The 15,852-nt window shown below is 71.8% G+C and carries 9 protein-coding genes; 8 read left to right on the forward strand and 1 reads right to left on the reverse strand.

Annotated features, from left to right (window positions below; translation table 11 throughout):
- Positions 1 to 82: 82 nt before the first annotated feature.
- Complete coding sequence (locus ACZ619_RS10005; RefSeq protein WP_469596471.1) at positions 83 to 2,533, reverse strand: DEAD/DEAH box helicase; 2,451 nt, start codon at positions 2,531 to 2,533, stop codon at positions 83 to 85.
- Positions 2,534 to 2,614: 81 nt separating this feature from the next.
- Here ACZ619_RS10005 and bldG point away from each other — a divergent pair, with 81 nt between their 5' ends.
- The 8 genes from bldG to tmk all read left to right on the forward strand — a co-directional run bounded on the left by bldG (position 2,615) and on the right by tmk (position 15,841).
- Complete coding sequence (bldG, locus tag ACZ619_RS10010; protein WP_010986038.1) at positions 2,615 to 2,956, forward strand: anti-sigma factor antagonist BldG; 342 nt, start codon at positions 2,615 to 2,617, stop codon at positions 2,954 to 2,956.
- Positions 2,957 to 3,197: 241 nt separating this feature from the next.
- Positions 3,198 to 3,632, forward strand: a complete 435-nt coding sequence (locus tag ACZ619_RS10015; protein ID WP_469596473.1) for an ATP-binding protein — start codon at positions 3,198 to 3,200, stop codon at positions 3,630 to 3,632.
- A gap of 363 nt (positions 3,633 to 3,995) precedes the next feature.
- Positions 3,996 to 6,404 (forward strand): sodium-translocating pyrophosphatase, encoded by a 2,409-nt coding sequence (locus ACZ619_RS10020; RefSeq protein WP_469596474.1) that lies wholly within the window; start codon positions 3,996 to 3,998, stop codon positions 6,402 to 6,404.
- Positions 6,405 to 6,676: 272 nt separating this feature from the next.
- Positions 6,677 to 7,294 carry a small secreted protein gene (locus tag ACZ619_RS10025; RefSeq protein WP_469596476.1) on the forward strand — a complete coding sequence of 206 codons (618 nt, stop codon included), beginning with the start codon at positions 6,677 to 6,679 and terminating at the stop codon, positions 7,292 to 7,294.
- A 78-nt stretch (positions 7,295 to 7,372) separates the two neighbouring features.
- Positions 7,373 to 8,902, forward strand: a complete 1,530-nt coding sequence (locus ACZ619_RS10030; protein WP_469596478.1) for a DUF7059 domain-containing protein — start codon at positions 7,373 to 7,375, stop codon at positions 8,900 to 8,902.
- 242 nt (positions 8,903 to 9,144) lie between these two features.
- The gene (locus ACZ619_RS10035) at positions 9,145 to 9,342 is read left to right on the forward strand and encodes a hypothetical protein (RefSeq protein WP_469596480.1); all 198 of its coding nucleotides are present in this window, start codon (positions 9,145 to 9,147) and stop codon (positions 9,340 to 9,342) included.
- Positions 9,343 to 9,609: 267 nt separating this feature from the next.
- Positions 9,610 to 12,444 (forward strand): type I DNA topoisomerase, encoded by a 2,835-nt coding sequence (gene topA, locus ACZ619_RS10040; protein ID WP_469596482.1) that lies wholly within the window; start codon positions 9,610 to 9,612, stop codon positions 12,442 to 12,444.
- A gap of 151 nt (positions 12,445 to 12,595) precedes the next feature.
- Positions 12,596 to 15,841 carry a dTMP kinase gene (gene tmk / locus ACZ619_RS10045; RefSeq protein WP_469596485.1) on the forward strand — a complete coding sequence of 1,082 codons (3,246 nt, stop codon included), beginning with the start codon at positions 12,596 to 12,598 and terminating at the stop codon, positions 15,839 to 15,841.
- Positions 15,842 to 15,852 lie beyond the last annotated feature (11 nt).

Below are 15,852 nucleotides of genomic sequence, written 5' to 3' on the forward strand. Positions count from 1 at the left end.
TGTTCCGCCGAACCCCGGCATGATCCGCTCAGCCCCGCCCTGATCCACCCCGCTCCACCTTGCCTCGCCCGCACCCGGTCGCCTACCCCGGTGCCCCCTTCAGCAGCACCGTGAGCAGTCGGACGGCGCCGCGCTTGTGCAGCGGCTCGTTCCCGTTGCCGCACTTGGGGGACTGGACGCAGGACGGGCACCCGGCGTCGCACTCGCACGCGGCGATGGCCTCACGGGTGGCGGTGAGCCACTCGCGGGCCGTGTGGAAGGCGCGCTCGGCGAAGCCCGCGCCGCCGGGGTGGCCGTCGTAGACGAAGACGGTCGGCAGGAGCGTGTCGGGGTGCAGCGGGATCGACACGCCGCCGATGTCCCAGCGGTCGCAGGTCGCGAAGAGCGGGAGCAGGCCGATGGAGGCGTGCTCGGCGGCGTGCAGGGCGCCGCCGAGGATCTCCGGGTTGATCCGGGCCTCGTCGAGCTGGTCCTCGGTGACGGTCCACCACACCGCTCGGGTGCGCAGGGTGCGGGGCGGGAGGTCGAGCTTCGTCTCGCCGAGGACCTCGCCGGTGATGAGCCGGCGGCGGAGGAAGGAGACCACCTGATTGGTGACCTCGACGGAGCCGTAGCAGAGGCGGCCGTCGCCCCAGGGGATCTCCGTGTCGGTCTCCAGGACGGAGATGGCGGTGGTGTCGCGGGCGACCGTGGAGTACGGCGGCTCGGCCTGTTCCACCAGGGCCACCGAGTCCTCCAGGTCGAGCCGGCGCACCAGGTAGGTGCGGCCCTGGTGGAGGTGGACGGCGCCCTCGTGGACGGTGGAGTGCGCGGCGCCCGCGTCCACCGTGCCGAGCAGCCGGCCGGTGCCCTCCTCGACGACCTGCACCGGGCGGCCGCCCTCGCCGCGGATGTCGGTGAGGTCGGCGGCCCGCTCCCGGCGGGTCCAGTGCCAGGCCCTGGTCCGGCGGCGCAGTAGCTTCGCGGCCTCCAGCTGCGGCAGCAGCTCCGCGCAGGCGGGACCGAAGAGGTCGAGGTCGTCGTCGGTGAGCGGGATCTCGGCCGCGGCGGCGCACAGGTGGGGTGCGAGGACGTACGGGTTGTCGGGGTCGAGGACCGTCGATTCCACCGGTTGGTCGAACAGGGCCTCGGGATGATGGACGAGGAAGGTGTCCAGCGGGTCGTCGCGGGCGACCAGCACCGCGAGGGCGCCCTGGCCGGAGCGGCCCGCGCGACCCGCCTGCTGCCACACAGAGGCCCTCGTACCCGGGTACCCGGCGATCAGTACGGCGTCGAGCCCGGAGACGTCCACACCCAGCTCCAGGGCCGTTGTGGCGGCAAGTCCGAGCAGCTCCCCGGAGTGCAGCGCGCGTTCCAGGGCGCGCCGCTCCTCGGGGAGGTAGCCGCCGCGGTAGGCCGCGACACGCCGGGCGAGGGACCGGTCGACCTCGGCCAGCCGCTCCTGGGCGATGACGGAGATCAGCTCCGCGCCGCGTCTGGAGCGCACGAAGGCGACCGACCGCACGCCCTGCACGGTGAGGTCGGTGAGCAGGTCGGCGGTCTCGGCGGTGGCGGTACGGCGGACCGGGGCGCCCTTCTCGCCGTGCAGCTCGGTCAGCGGCGGCTCCCACAGGGCGAAGACCAGCTCGCCGCGCGGGGAGGCGTCGTCGGCGATCTCCACGACCGGCAGACCGGTCAGGCGCCGGGCGGCGACGGCGGGCTCGGCGGCGGTGGCCGAGGCCAGCAGGAAGACGGGGGAGGTGCCGTAGCGGGCGCACAGGCGGCGCAGGCGGCGCAGCACCTGGGCGACGTGCGAGCCGAAGACGCCCCGGTAGGTGTGGCACTCGTCGACGACGACGTACTTCAGCGACTTCAGGAAGGAGGACCAGCGCGGGTGCCCGGGGAGTATCCCGCGGTGCAGCATGTCCGGGTTGGTGAGCACGTAGTTGGCGTACTGGCGGACCCACTCGCGTTCCTCGTACGGGGTGTCGCCGTCGTAGACCGCGGGGCGCACGGCGTTGGCCAGCGGTTGTGAAAGTTCCTTCACGGATCTGCACTGGTCTGCCGCGAGTGCCTTGGTGGGTGCCAGGTAGAGGGCGGTGGCGCCGCGGCCGTTGGGGGCCTCGGAGCCGTCCAGCAGGGTGGACAGGACGGGCACGAGGTACGCCAGGGACTTGCCGGAGGCGGTGCCGGTGGAGACCACCACCGAGTCGCCGTCCAGGGCGTGCTCGGCGGCCAGGGCCTGATGTTCCCACGGATGCTCGATGCCGCGCTCCCGCACGGCGGCGACGACCTCCGATCGAATCCGGTCAGGCCAGACGGCATGGCGGCCCGTGCGCGGGGGCAAGTGCTCCGTATGAGTGATGCGCGAAGCCCGGCTCGGCCCGGCGGCGAGCCGGTCCAGAACCGTGCCCGGAGCGAACCCGGAAGCGGCCGGAACCGGGGGTCGATCGGATCGGTGATTTATGGCCATCGGGACCGAGTGTGTCACCGGCGTGACGGACAATGGGGCCAAGGCGTCGTGCACGCCTGCCGGTAAGTGATTGAATGCCATCGCGGCTGGCGGACGCCCCAGGGGCCGCAAGCCGAGATGTCCCGAGGGGCGACTGCTCGATAGCAAGGTGCTGGAGGATCCGTGGACCTGTCCCTGTCGACCCGTACCGTCGGCGATCGTACGGTCGTCGAGGTCGGTGGCGAAATCGACGTATATACCGCGCCCAAGCTGCGCGAGCAGCTGGTCGAGCTGGTGAACGACGGCAATTTCCACCTCGTCGTCGACATGGAGGGCGTGGACTTCCTCGACTCCACCGGGCTCGGCGTGCTGGTCGGCGGCCTGAAGCGGGTGCGTGCCCATGAGGGTTCGCTGCGCCTGGTCTGCAACCAGGAGCGCATTCTGAAGATCTTCCGCATCACCGGCCTCACCAAGGTGTTCCCGATCCACACCTCGGTCGAGGAAGCGGTGGCGGCCACCGACTGACCCCGGGCCGGCCGACGGCCACCGGACCGCCGATCGGTCCGCGCCGTCCGGCCGGCCCTCGGCACGGGCCCGTACACCCGTATGGACGCCCGTGCCGCCCCTGCCCGTTTCGGGCCCGCGTGCCCGTGCCGGCAGCCGTTCGCGGGACGCAGTGCCCGCGGCGGACGCAATTCATCGGGGGGTCCGGGTTCTTCGGCGGCCCGGCCCCCCTACCGCACGCCCGTAGTTCCGAGGGGGACGCATGGCCACCGTTGAACTCCGCTTCAGCGCGCTGCCCGAGCATGTCCGCACCGCCCGACTGGTGGCGGCGGCGGTGGCGCGCAGGGCCGGAGTGGACGAGGCCGTCCTGGACGAGGTCCGGCTGGCCGTCGGTGAGGCCTGTTCCCGTGCTGTCGGGCTGCACCAGAGCGCGGGCATCACCTCGCCGGTGCGGGTGGCGCTGGTCGAGGAGGAGAAGCAGTTCTCCATCGAGGTCGGCGACGAGGCACCCCGTTCCGTTCCCGTCGACCACGCCACCGGCGCCGCGCCGGACGCGGACGTGGAGGCCGAGGAGGACGAGATGGGCCTCGCGGTCATCAGCGGCCTCGTCGACGACGTGGAGGTCACCGCCGGGGAGAACGGCGGACTCATCCGCATGACCTGGCCGACCACCCTGCCGGGGGCGGCGCTCGCCTGAGGGGCTCCCCGGGAGTCCTGAGGGCTCCCCCCCCGGAGCCATGTGATCACGACGGAAGGGCCCTGCTGAGCAGGGCCCTTCTTGTTATTTTCCTCCGGTTGTCATCCGGTCGCCGAATTCGTGAAAGAATTCACGATCATTCAATGATCAATCCCCCGATAATTCGATCAAGAGTCAATGCGGTCGTCGCGGTCGTCAATGCTTTTAGGGCATTACCGCTTTCGGGTTGGGTGGCGTGACCTCGATCATTTGCTGAAGTGGCACGAGAAGGCTAATTCCGTTTACCGTCCCCTGTTTAGATCACTCCGGGGTACCTAGAATCCGTCCACATCTTGAGCTCAGCCCAAGCGTCAAGGAGGACGAATGGCGGGGCTTTCTACCCCTCATCAGTTGGGCCACCCCACGACCGTCGCGGCCGCGGTCCTGACCGACGACAACCGTGCCCTGGTGGCGGTGATCGCCGTCGTGGCGCTGGCCGCGCTCGCGGTCGCGTGGATCCTGGTGCGCCAGGTGCTCGCGGCGGGCGAGGGCACGGACAGCATGAAGAAGATCGCGGCGGCGGTCCAGGAAGGCGCGAACGCCTATCTGGGCCGGCAGTTGCGCACGCTCGGCGTATTCGCCGTCGTGGTGTTCTTCCTGCTCCTGCTGCTGCCCGCGGACGACTGGAATCAGCGCGCCGGACGGTCGATCTTCTTCCTGATCGGTGCGGTCTTCTCGGCGACCACCGGTTATATCGGCATGTGGCTCGCCGTGCGCAGCAATGTCCGCGTCGCCGCGGCGGCGCGCGAAGCCACTCCGGCGGAAGGAGAACCGGAAAAGGATCTCACCGCCGTCTCGCACAAAGCCATGAAGATCGCTTTCCGCACGGGCGGCGTCGTCGGCATGTTCACGGTGGGGCTCGGCCTGTTCGGCGCCTCCTGCGTGGTGCTGGTGTACGCGGCCGACGCGCCGAAGGTGCTCGAAGGCTTCGGCCTCGGGGCCGCCCTGATCGCCATGTTCATGCGTGTCGGCGGCGGCATCTTCACCAAGGCAGCCGACGTCGGCGCCGACCTGGTCGGCAAGGTCGAACAGGGCATTCCGGAGGACGACCCGCGCAATGCCGCGACCATCGCCGACAACGTGGGCGACAACGTCGGCGACTGCGCGGGCATGGCGGCCGACCTCTTCGAGTCGTACGCCGTGACCCTGGTCGCCGCGCTGATCCTCGGCAAGGCGGCCTTCGGCGACTCCGGACTCGCCTTCCCGCTCCTGGTGCCGGCCATCGGCGTGCTCACGGCGATGATCGGCATCTTCGCGGTCGCCCCGCGCCGCAGCGACCGCAGCGGTATGAGCGCCATCAACCGCGGCTTCTTCATCTCCGCGGTGATCTCGCTGGTGCTCGTCGCGATCGCGGTCTTCGTCTACCTGCCGGCGACGTACGCGGACCTGGACGGCATCACGGATGCGGCCATCAGGGCCAAGGACGGCGACCCGCGGATCCTCGCGCTCGTCGCGGTCGCCATCGGCATCCTGCTCGCGGCCGTCATCCAGCAGCTGACCGGCTACTTCACCGAGACAAACCGGCGTCCGGTCATGGACATCGGCAAGACCTCGCTGACCGGCCCGGCCACCGTGGTCCTCGCCGGCATCTCGGTGGGCCTGGAGTCGGCCGTCTACACCGCCCTGCTGATCGGCCTGAGCGTCTACGGCGCGTTCCTGCTCGGCGGTACGTCGATCATGCTCGCGCTGTTCGCGGTCGCGCTGGCCGGCACCGGCCTGCTCACCACGGTCGGCGTCATCGTCGCCATGGACACCTTCGGGCCGGTCTCCGACAACGCCCAGGGCATCGCCGAGATGTCCGGCGACGTCGAGGGCGCGGGCGCCCAGGTGCTCACCAACCTGGACGCGGTCGGCAACACCACCAAGGCCATCACCAAGGGCATCGCCATCGCCACCGCCGTCCTCGCGGCGTCGGCGCTCTTCGGGTCGTACCGGGACGCGATCACCACGAACGTGCAGGACGTGGGCGCGAAGCTGAGCGGCGCGGGCTCCCCGCTGACCCTGTCCATGGACATCTCGCAGCCGAACAACCTCGTCGGTCTCATCGCCGGCGCGGCGGTCGTCTTCCTCTTCTCCGGGCTCGCCATCAACGCCGTGTCGCGTTCGGCGGGTTCGGTGGTCTTCGAGGTGCGGCGGCAGTTCCGCGAGCACCCCGGGATCATGGACTACACGGAGACGCCCGAGTACGGCAAGGTCGTCGACATCTGCACCAAGGACGCCCTGCGGGAGCTGGCCACGCCGGGACTGCTCGCCGTGATGGCGCCCATCTTCATCGGGTTCACGCTCGGCGTCGGCGCCCTCGGCTCCTACCTCGCGGGCGCGATCGGCGCGGGCACGCTCATGGCGGTGTTCCTGGCCAACTCCGGCGGTGCCTGGGACAACGCCAAGAAGCTCGTCGAGGACGGCCACCACGGCGGCAAGGGCAGCGAGGCCCACGCCGCCACGGTCATCGGCGACACGGTCGGCGACCCGTTCAAGGACACCGCGGGACCCGCGATCAACCCGCTGCTCAAGGTCATGAACCTGGTGTCGCTGCTCATCGCGCCCGCGGTGATCAAGTTCTCCTACGGCAGCGACAGGAGCATCGGCGTCCGGATCACGATCGCGGTGTTCGCGCTGGTGGTGATCGTCGGCGCGGTCTACGTCTCCAAGCGGCGCGGCATCGCCGTCGGGGACGACGAGGACAGCGCGGAACGAGTGGCCAAGTCGGCCGATCCAGCGGTGGTTTCGTAAGCGGTCTTACGAATGCCACCGGGTCCGTGCCGAGAGGGCGCGGCCAACGAGCGGGCGGACGGCGTGCGTTGACACGCCGTCCGCCCGTTTCGCGTCCACGCGCCGGTGTCCGTTTCGTGGCGCAAGGATCATGTGTGCGCCGTTTCGTCGTGAGCCTTCTCTCCCTGGTGCAAAGCTGAATAAAAACGTACTTATCGGGTGCGGGTCATGAAGGTGCTGTCCGTCCGCCGTGTAGATTCCGGGGGCCGAGAGCCGTTGAAGGGACCGATCCGGTGAACAAGAAGCTCGCGGCCGCACTGTCCGGCGGTGCGGTACTGGTACTGGCGCTGTCCGGGTGCGGCGGCAACGAGGGCACCGACCCCAAGCTGATCGCCTGGGCCAAGACGGTGTGCGACGCGGTGCCGTCGCAGACCGCGAAGATCAAGGCTGCCAACGAGGCCATCGCGCAGACGGCCTCGGACACCACCAGCTCGCCCGCGACCATCCAGAAGACCGACTCCCAGGCCTTCCAGGACATGTCCGACGGCTACAAGGCGCTCGCCGGCGACATCGGCGCCGCCGGCGCGCCCCCCGGGATCGAGGACGGCGCCAAGCGTCTTCAGAACGTCGTGAAGACCCTCAACAGCCTCTCCGCGTCCTACGCCGACCTGAAGAAGAAGGTCGACGCGCTGGACACCAAGGACCAGGCCAAGTTCGCCTCCGGTCTCAACGACGTCGCCTCCCAGATGTCGGACATCGAGACGCGCAACAAGAGCGGCACGGAGGCGCTCCAGGCCCTGGAGCAGGGCGAGGTCAAGGACGCGATCGCCGAGCAGGCCAGCTGCAAGAAGATCTCCGCGACCACGTCCTCCTCGACGCCCGCCGCGTCGGCCTCGTCGACCGCGAGCTGACGGCCGCGGCGGGAGGTCCGGCGCGGGGCGTGCGCCGCCGCGGGCCGCGCCAGCGGGCGCGGCGGTACGCGGGACACAATGGAGGGCGTGACTGACACCGGACCCGCCGTTCTGCCCGCCTCCGACCGACCCGACGTCGCCGCACGGCTGCGCACCGCCCTGCTGGACGTCTCCTTCACCGCCGACGGGCTGCTCGAACTGCTCGGTGCCCCCGCGTACGCGGCGCTGGCCCGCAGCGAGACGGTCCCCGCGCTCCGGGCGACCCGCGGGGACACCCCGCTGGAGACGCTCGTACGGCTGTTCCTGCTCCAGCAGCCCGTGCCGCACGCGCGCGTGGCGGGCTTCCTGCCCGTCGGCGAGCTCCTGGAGAGCGGCTGGCTGACCCGCGCGGGCGGCGACGAGGTCGCGGCCACCGTGGACGTACGGCCGTACGGCGGGCCGGACGGCGAGGACTGGTTCATCGTCTCCGACCTCGGCTGCGCCGTCGGCGGCGCCGGCGGCATCGGGCAGCGCCACGAGGGCGTCGTCCTGGGCGTCGGCGGCGCGTCCACCACGCTCGCCGGCATCACCGTCCGCATGCCGGTCGCCACCGCCCTCGACCTCGGTACCGGCTCAGGCATCCAGGCGCTGCACGCGGCCCAGCACACCACCCGGGTGACCGCGACCGACCTCAACCCCCGCGCGCTGCACGTCACGGCGCTCACCCTGGCGCTGTCCGGCGCCCCCGCGGCCGACCTGCGCGAGGGCTCGCTGTTCGAGCCGGTCCGGGACGACGAGACGTACGACCTCATCGTCTCCAACCCGCCGTTCGTGATCTCGCCCGGAGCCCGGCTCACCTACCGGGACGGCGGGATGAGCGGGGACGATCTGTGCCGCTCGCTCGTTCAACAGGCCGGGGAGCGGCTGAACGAGGGCGGGTTCGCGCAGTTCCTCGCCAACTGGCAGCACGTGGCGGGGGAGGACTGGCAGGACAGGGTCAGGTCGTGGGTGCCGCGCGGCTGCGACGCGTGGATCGTGCAGCGCGAGGTGCAGGACGTCAACCAGTACGCCGAGTTGTGGCTCAGGGACTCCGGCGACCACCGCGGGGACCCGGTGGAGTACCAGGCGCGGTACGACGCGTGGCTCGACGAGTTCGAGGCGCGCAAGGTGAAGGGGGTGGGGTTCGGCTGGATCACACTGCGCAGGACGGGCGCCGCGGTGCCCTCGGTCACCGTGGAGGAGTGGCCGCATTCGATCGAACAGCCGCTCGGCGACACGATCCGCGCGCACTTCGACCGCCTCGACTACCTCCGTGACCACGACGACGCGGATCTCCTCGAAGGCCACTTCAAGCTCGCCGTCGAGGTGGTCCAGGAACAGGTCGGGCTGCCCGGTGCCGAGGACCCGGAGCACGTGGTGCTGCGCCAGCACCGCGGGATGCGCCGCGCGACCAAGGTGGACACGGTGGGCGCCGGGTTCGCAGGGGTGTGCGACGGCTCGCTGAGCGCGGGGCGGATTCTCGACGCCATCGCGCAACTGATGGGAGAGGACCCGGTGTTGCTGCGGGACCGCACGCCCGCGCAGATCCGGCTGCTGGTGGAGCAGGGGTTCCTGGAGCCGGCGGGCTGACGGACCGTCCGGGAGCGCGCCGGGGCTCGCCGGGAGATCGCGTCAGGACACGCCGGGAGATGAAAAAAGGCTGGAAAAATGTGGCCGTAAGGTCCGCCTCGTCCTCCGTCGGCCGCATGTTCGAGGGGGTGCCGGTCCCTCGTTCACCTCGATTTCGCCCGGCGGCCTCCCGCCCGCCGTCCCCGCGTGCCAGTCTCCGGACGCTGGGCACTCGCGGACGGCAGGGAAGGGGCGCGCGGGCCATGGAGAGCGGACCGGCGATCTTCGCGGGGGCGGTGTTCGCCCTGTTCGGGGGTGCGCTGCTGGTGTGGACCGGCATCCGGGTCCGGCGCGGTGAAGCCGTCGCCCAGGGTGTGAGCCAGGTCGCATCGGCGACCCTCGCCGGCCTCGCCGCGGTGGCCTCCCTGGGGCTCGGGGCGTACTGCCTGACCCGCCTCTGACATCGGCACCCGTGGTTCCGTCCGGGTAATGGGAGCGTCACGCTCCGGACAGGGCCGAGAAGGCGGCCGGGTACTCCGGGCGGCAGGAATGGCGGTAGTCGGGTTACCGTTCGAGTGGCCGTTGTGAGCTTTTCCCGTTTGACACGGGGGCGGGATGTACCGTCACACTCCGCAGCGTCACCAAGTGAGCGGGTATCCGTGCCCGTGCCACGACCCCGGGAGCAAGGCCTGGGGAGGCCCCAGCGTCGACCGGAGAGAAGAGCGAAGTTGTCCCCGACCAGCGAGACCGCACAGGGCGGCCGCCGACTCGTCATCGTCGAGTCGCCTGCCAAGGCGAAGACGATCAAGGGCTATCTGGGCCCCGGATACGTCGTCGAAGCGAGCGTCGGGCACATCCGTGACCTTCCCAACGGCGCCGCGGAGGTGCCCGAGCAGTACACCGGCGAGGTCCGGCGCCTCGGCGTGGACGTCGAGCACGACTTCCAGCCCATCTACGTGATCAACGCCGACAAGAGGGCGCAGGTCAAGAAGCTCAAGGACCTGCTGAAGGAGTCCGACGAGCTCTTCCTCGCCACCGATGAGGACCGCGAGGGCGAGGCCATCGCCTGGCACCTCCAGGAGGTCCTCAAGCCGAAGATCCCCGTCAAGCGGATGGTCTTCCACGAGATCACCAAGGACGCGATCCGCGAGGCCGTCGCCAACCCGCGCGACCTCAACCAGAAGCTCGTCGACGCCCAGGAGACCCGCCGCATCCTCGACCGCCTCTACGGCTACGAGGTCTCGCCGGTCCTGTGGAAGAAGGTCATGCCGCGCCTGTCGGCCGGCCGTGTCCAGTCCGTCGCGACCCGGCTCGTGGTCGAGCGGGAGCGCGAGCGCATCGCGTTCCGCTCCGCCGACTACTGGGACCTGACGGGCACCTTCGCCACCGGCCGGGCCGGTGACTCCAGCGACCCGTCGTCCCTGGTCGCGCGGCTCCAGGCCGTCGACGGACGGCGCGTCGCGCAGGGCCGTGACTTCGACTCGCTCGGGCAGCTCAAGGGCGCGAACACCCTGCACCTCGACGAGGCGAACGCCCGCGCCCTGGCCGCGGCCCTGGAGAACACCCGGTTCGCGGTCCGGTCGGTCGAGTCCAAGCCGTACCGCCGCTCGCCCTACGCCCCGTTCCGTACGACGACGCTGCAGCAGGAGGCGAGCCGCAAGCTCGGCTTCGGCGCGAAGGCCACCATGCAGGTGGCCCAGAAGCTGTACGAGAACGGCTACATCACCTACATGCGTACCGACTCGACGACGCTGAGCGACACCGCCGTCACGGCCGCCCGCGCCCAGGTCACGCAGCTGTACGGTGCCGAGTACCTGCCCTCGGCCCCGCGTACGTACGCCGCGAAGGTCAAGAACGCGCAGGAGGCGCACGAGGCGATCCGCCCCTCGGGTGATCGTTTCCGCACGCCCGCCGAGACCGGCCTGACCGGCGACCAGTTCAAGCTCTACGAGCTGATCTGGAAGCGGACCGTCGCCTCCCAGATGAAGGACGCGACCGGCAACAGCGTCACCGTGAAGATCGCCGGCACCGCCGCCGACGGCCGGGACGCCGAGTTCAGCGCCTCCGGCAAGACGATCACCTTCCACGGCTTCCTCAAGGCCTACGTCGAGGGCGCCGACGACCCGAACGCCGAGCTGGACGACCGCGAGCGCCGGCTGCCCCAGGTGGCCGAGGGCGACGCGCTGTCCGCCGAGGAGATCACGGTCGACGGGCACTCCACCAAGCCCCCGGCCCGCTACACCGAGGCCTCGCTGGTCAAGGAGCTGGAAGAGCGCGAGATCGGCCGCCCGTCGACGTACGCGTCGATCATCGGCACGATCCTCGACCGCGGCTACGTGTTCAAGAAGGGGACGGCCCTGGTGCCCTCCTTCCTGAGCTTCGCCGTGGTCAACCTCCTGGAGAAGCACTTCGGCCGGCTGGTCGACTACGACTTCACCGCCCGGATGGAGGACGACCTCGACCGCATCGCCGCGGGCCAGGCCAAGGCCGTGCCGTGGCTGAAGCGCTTCTACTTCGGCGAGGGCGGCGAGGGCACCACCACCGGTGGCGCCGCCGACGCCGGCAACGGCGACGGGGACCACCTCGGCGGCCTCAAGGAGCTGGTGACCGACCTGGGCGCGATCGACGCGCGCGAGGTGTCGTCGTTCCCGGTGGGCAACGGCATCGTGCTCCGCGTCGGCCGCTACGGCCCGTACATCGAGCGCGGCGAGAAGGACTCCGAGGGCCACCAGCGCGCGGACGTGCCGGAGGACCTGGCCCCCGACGAGCTGTCCGTCGAGCTCGCCGAGGAACTGCTCGCCAAGCCGAGCGGCGACTTCGAGCTGGGCGCCGACCCGCGGACCGGCCACCAGATCATCGCCCGGGACGGCCGCTACGGCCCGTACGTCACCGAGGTGCTCCCCGAGGGCACCCCGAAGACCGGCAAGAACGCCGTCAAGCCGCGCACGGCCTCGCTCTTCAAGACCATGTCCCTGGACACGGTCACCCTGGAGGACGCGCTCCGGCTGATGTCGCTGCCGCGGGTCGTCGGCGCCGACGCCGAGGGCCAGGAGATCACCGCGCAGAACGGGCGCTACGGGCCGTACCTGAAGAAGGGCACGGACTCGCGTTCGCTCACCTCCGAGGACCAGCTCTTCACGATCACCCTCGAAGAGGCGCTCCAGATCTACTCCCAGCCCAAGCAGCGCGGCCGGGCCGCCGCCAAGCCGCCGCTGAAGGAGCTGGGCACCGATCCGGTCAGCGAGAAGCCGGTCGTGGTGAAGGACGGCCGCTTCGGGCCGTACGTCACCGACGGGGAGACCAACGCGACCCTGCGCTCCGGCGACAGCGTCGAGACGATCACCCCGGAGCGCGGCTTCGAGCTCCTCGCCGAGAAGCGTGCCAAGGCGCCCGCCAAGAAGACGGCGAAGAAGGCGCCCGCGAAGAAGACGGCCGCCGCCAAGAAGGCCGCTCCGGCGAAGAAGACGGCGGCCAAGAAGACCGTCGCCAAGAAGACGACCACGGCCGCGAAGAAGACGGTGGCCAAGAAGGCGACGGCCGCCAAGGCGGCCTCGGAGGACTGAGCCGGCCTCAGATGCGCATACCGGTCACACCGGTTCACACCGGTCACACCGGCTTCGCAATGCGAACACCCCGGCATCAACTTGGTGTCGGGGTGTGCGTACCTGTGGACGGTCGCACCGGGCTGTCCTCGGCTGCCGATAGGCTGAAAGCATGACGCGTGCCGAGCAGCCAACGGCCCCCCGGACAGACCCCGACGACGCACTGGTGGCGGATTCCCGCGAGCGCGCCGTCCGCTCACTTTTGCGCCGACCCGAGCTGAGGCGCTTGTGCGGCGCCCAGCTGGTGAGCGGTGTGGGCGACAGCCTGGCACTTCTTGTGCTTGTCGTGCTCACGCTACAAGCGGCCCTCGTGCAGGGCTCGTTCGGCGGCGGCTACCGAGGCGTGGCGTTCGCCGTGGCGATCGTCTTCGGGGTACGGATTCTGGCCACCCTGCTCTTCGGCGCGGTCCTGCTGGGTCCGATCTCGACGCTGACCGCGCAGGACGGCCCGCTCGACCGCCGCTGGACCATGGTCGGCGCCGACGGCCTGCGCGCCGTCCTGCTGCTCATCGCGCCCCTGTGGATCGACTGGACCCCGCGGAACGCGACGACCCTCCTCCTGGTGACGGTCTTCGTCATCGGAGTCACCGAGCGCCTGTGGACCGTCTGCCGGGAGAGCGTGGCGCCCGCCCTGCTGCCCGCCCCGCCCCCGGAGGGCGCGACGGTACGGCCGCTCCCCGACCACCTGGACGCCCTGCGCCGGCTCTCGCTGCGGACGACGTTCGTGGCGATCCCGCTCGCGGCCGCCGCGCTGGTCGTGGCCTCGCTCGTCAACAACCTCCTGGGCACCGGCATCGCCTGGTTCGCCCAGCACCAGGCGGCCCTCGCGTCGTACGTGGCGGCCGGCCTGTTCGCCGCCTCCCTCTCCGTGCTGGTCTACCTGGAGGTGCCCGGCACCCGCACCCCGCGCCCGCGGTCCCCGCTGGAGGGCCTGCGCCGTCCCAGGACCGGCACCGGCGCCGACAACGGCCGCACCGGCGCCGTCCCGCTGCTCGTGCTGGCCTGCGCCGCCGTCGCCGGGGCGATCGCCGCCGCCGTCTCCGTCTCCGTGCTGCACGCCAGGGACCTGCACGGCGGCCCGGTCCTGTACGGCCTGCTGGTGCTCGGCCTGACCGGCGGGGTCGCCGTCGGCATCCGCACCGCGCCCGCCCTGCTGCCGACGCTCTCGCGCCGCCGGCTGCTGTCGCTGGCGATCGCCTTCACCGGCATCGCCCTGCTGGCCGCGGGACTGGTCCCGGACACCACCACCGTGCTGCTGATCGTCGCGCTGGCCGGCATCGGCGCGGGTGTGGCCGCCAACACCGGGCACACCCTGCTCGACCAGGAGACCGAGGACCACCGCCGGGCCCGCACCACCGAGCACCTGCACGCGGTGGTCCGGGTCGCCATAGCCCTCGGCGCCCTGATCGCGCCCCTGGTGGCCGCGCTGATCGGGCCGCACCGGCTGGAGAACGGCAAGTTCGTGTTCGCGCACGGCGGAGCCGCGTTCACCCTGATGCTGGTCGGCGCGCTGCTGCTGCCGGTGGCCGCGCTGGTGCTGGCCAAGGTCGACGACCGCGCGGGCGTACCGCTCCGCCACGACCTGCGGGACGCCCTGCTCGGCGGCGACGACCCGGCGCAGGCCCCCACGGACAACGGTTTCTTCATCGCCCTGGAGGGCGGCGACGGCGCCGGCAAGTCCACCCAGGCCGAGGCCCTCGCCGAGTGGATCCGGGCCAAGGGCCACGAGGTGGTCCTCACCCGCGAGCCGGGCGCCACCCCGGTCGGCAAGCGACTGCGCTCGATCCTGCTGGACGTGTCGTCCGCCGGTCTGTCGCACCGCGCGGAGGCGCTGCTGTACGCCGCCGACCGCGCGGAGCACGTCGACACCGTGGTGCGGCCCGCCCTGGAGCGCGGCGCGGTCGTCATCTCCGACCGCTACATCGACTCCTCCGTCGCCTACCAGGGCGCCGGCCGCGACCTGTCCCCGACCGAGGTCGCCCGCATCAACCGCTGGGCCACCGCCGGACTGGTCCCGCACCTGACCGTCCTGCTCGACGTGGCGCCGGAGACCGCCCGCGAGCGCTTCACCGAGGCGCCCGACCGGCTGGAGTCCGAGCCCGCCGAGTTCCACGCGCGCGTACGGGCCGGTTTCCTGACGCTGGCCGCCTCCGACCCCGGCCGCTACCTGGTCGTCGACGCCGGCCAGCAGCCGGAGGCCGTCACCACGGTCATCCGGGCCCGGCTCGACACCGTGCTGCCGCTCTCCGAGGCCGAGATCAAGGCCGCCGAGGAAGCGCGCAGGAAGGCCGAGGAGGAGGCCCGCCGCAAGGCCGAGGAAGAGGCCGCGCGCAAGGCCGAGGAGGAGCGCCTGGAGCGTGAGCGCCAGGAGCAGCTCGCCAAGCTCCGCGCCGAGGAGGAGGAGCGCAAGCGCCGCGAGCTGGAGGAGGCGCAGCGCCGCGAGGCCGAACGGCAGGCGGAGGAGGCCCGGCAGCGGGCCGAGGAGGCGCGCAGGCGGGCCGAGGAGGAGCAGGCCCGGCTGCTCGCCGAGGAGAAGGCCCGCGCGGAGGCCGAGGCCCGCCGCAAGGCGGAGCAGGAGCGGCTCCGCAAGCAGGCCGAGGAGGAGGCCCGGCTGCGTGCCGAGGCCGAGGAACGGCGCCTGGAGAAGCAGCGCAAGGCCGAGGAGGCGCTCGTCAAGGCCGAGCAGGCCCGGCGCGCCGCGGCGGAGGCGGCGGCCGCGGCCGACGTGGCCGCCCGGCAGTCGGCCGCCCCGCGGCCGACGGCCCCCGGGGTCACGCCGGAGGCGACGACCATGCCGACCCCGGTGGTGAAGCCGGACGCCGAGCCCCCGGCGGCCCGGCGCGCGACGGACGAGACCACGGTGCTGCGCGCGGTGCGCGCCGACGAGGAGCCGCCCGCCCGGGAGTCCGAGTCCGAGGTGACGGCGAAGCTGCCGAAGCCGCCGGTGCCGCCGACGGTCGCCGCCGAGACGGACGAGACCGACGAGACCGACGAGATCGAGGCGCCGCGGGCCGCCGGTGCGGCCGACGAGACGGCCGTGCTGCCTCCGGTGCGTGCCGCCGACGAGACCGCGGTCCTGCCTCCGGTGCGGGACGACGAGGGTCCGGCGGACCGGATGCCGACCGGGTTCTTCCGGGACGAGCGGGACGGCGGGAACCCCGACGGCACCGAGGGCCGCACGCGCGAGCTGCCGCAGGTCGACTCCGAGGACACGGCCCCGCGCCGGCGCCCCCGGCCCGACTGGGCCGAGGAGACCCCGCTGGACGACCTGCCCACGCTGGCGGACGAGCTGCTGGGGTCGTACGAGGAGCCGGACGACGACGGGCGCGGCCGGCGGGGCCGCGGACGCCGCGGCTGACGGAATCACGC

This window comes from Streptomyces sp. NPDC104367, from assembly GCF_055583825.1.

What these genes read in the sequence shown, in the direction of transcription:
- ACZ619_RS10005 (WP_469596471.1), bottom strand. Translation starts at nt 2,533, where the DNA reads ATGGCATTCAATCACTTACCGGCAGGCGTGCACGACGCCTTGGCCCCA.
- ACZ619_RS10015 (WP_469596473.1), top strand. Translation starts at nt 3,198, where the DNA reads ATGGCCACCGTTGAACTCCGCTTCAGCGCGCTGCCCGAGCATGTCCGC.
- ACZ619_RS10020 (WP_469596474.1), top strand. Translation starts at nt 3,996, where the DNA reads ATGGCGGGGCTTTCTACCCCTCATCAGTTGGGCCACCCCACGACCGTC.
- ACZ619_RS10030 (WP_469596478.1), top strand. Translation starts at nt 7,373, where the DNA reads ATGGAGGGCGTGACTGACACCGGACCCGCCGTTCTGCCCGCCTCCGAC.
- ACZ619_RS10035 (WP_469596480.1), top strand. Translation starts at nt 9,145, where the DNA reads ATGGAGAGCGGACCGGCGATCTTCGCGGGGGCGGTGTTCGCCCTGTTC.
- tmk (WP_469596485.1), top strand. Translation starts at nt 12,596, where the DNA reads ATGACGCGTGCCGAGCAGCCAACGGCCCCCCGGACAGACCCCGACGAC.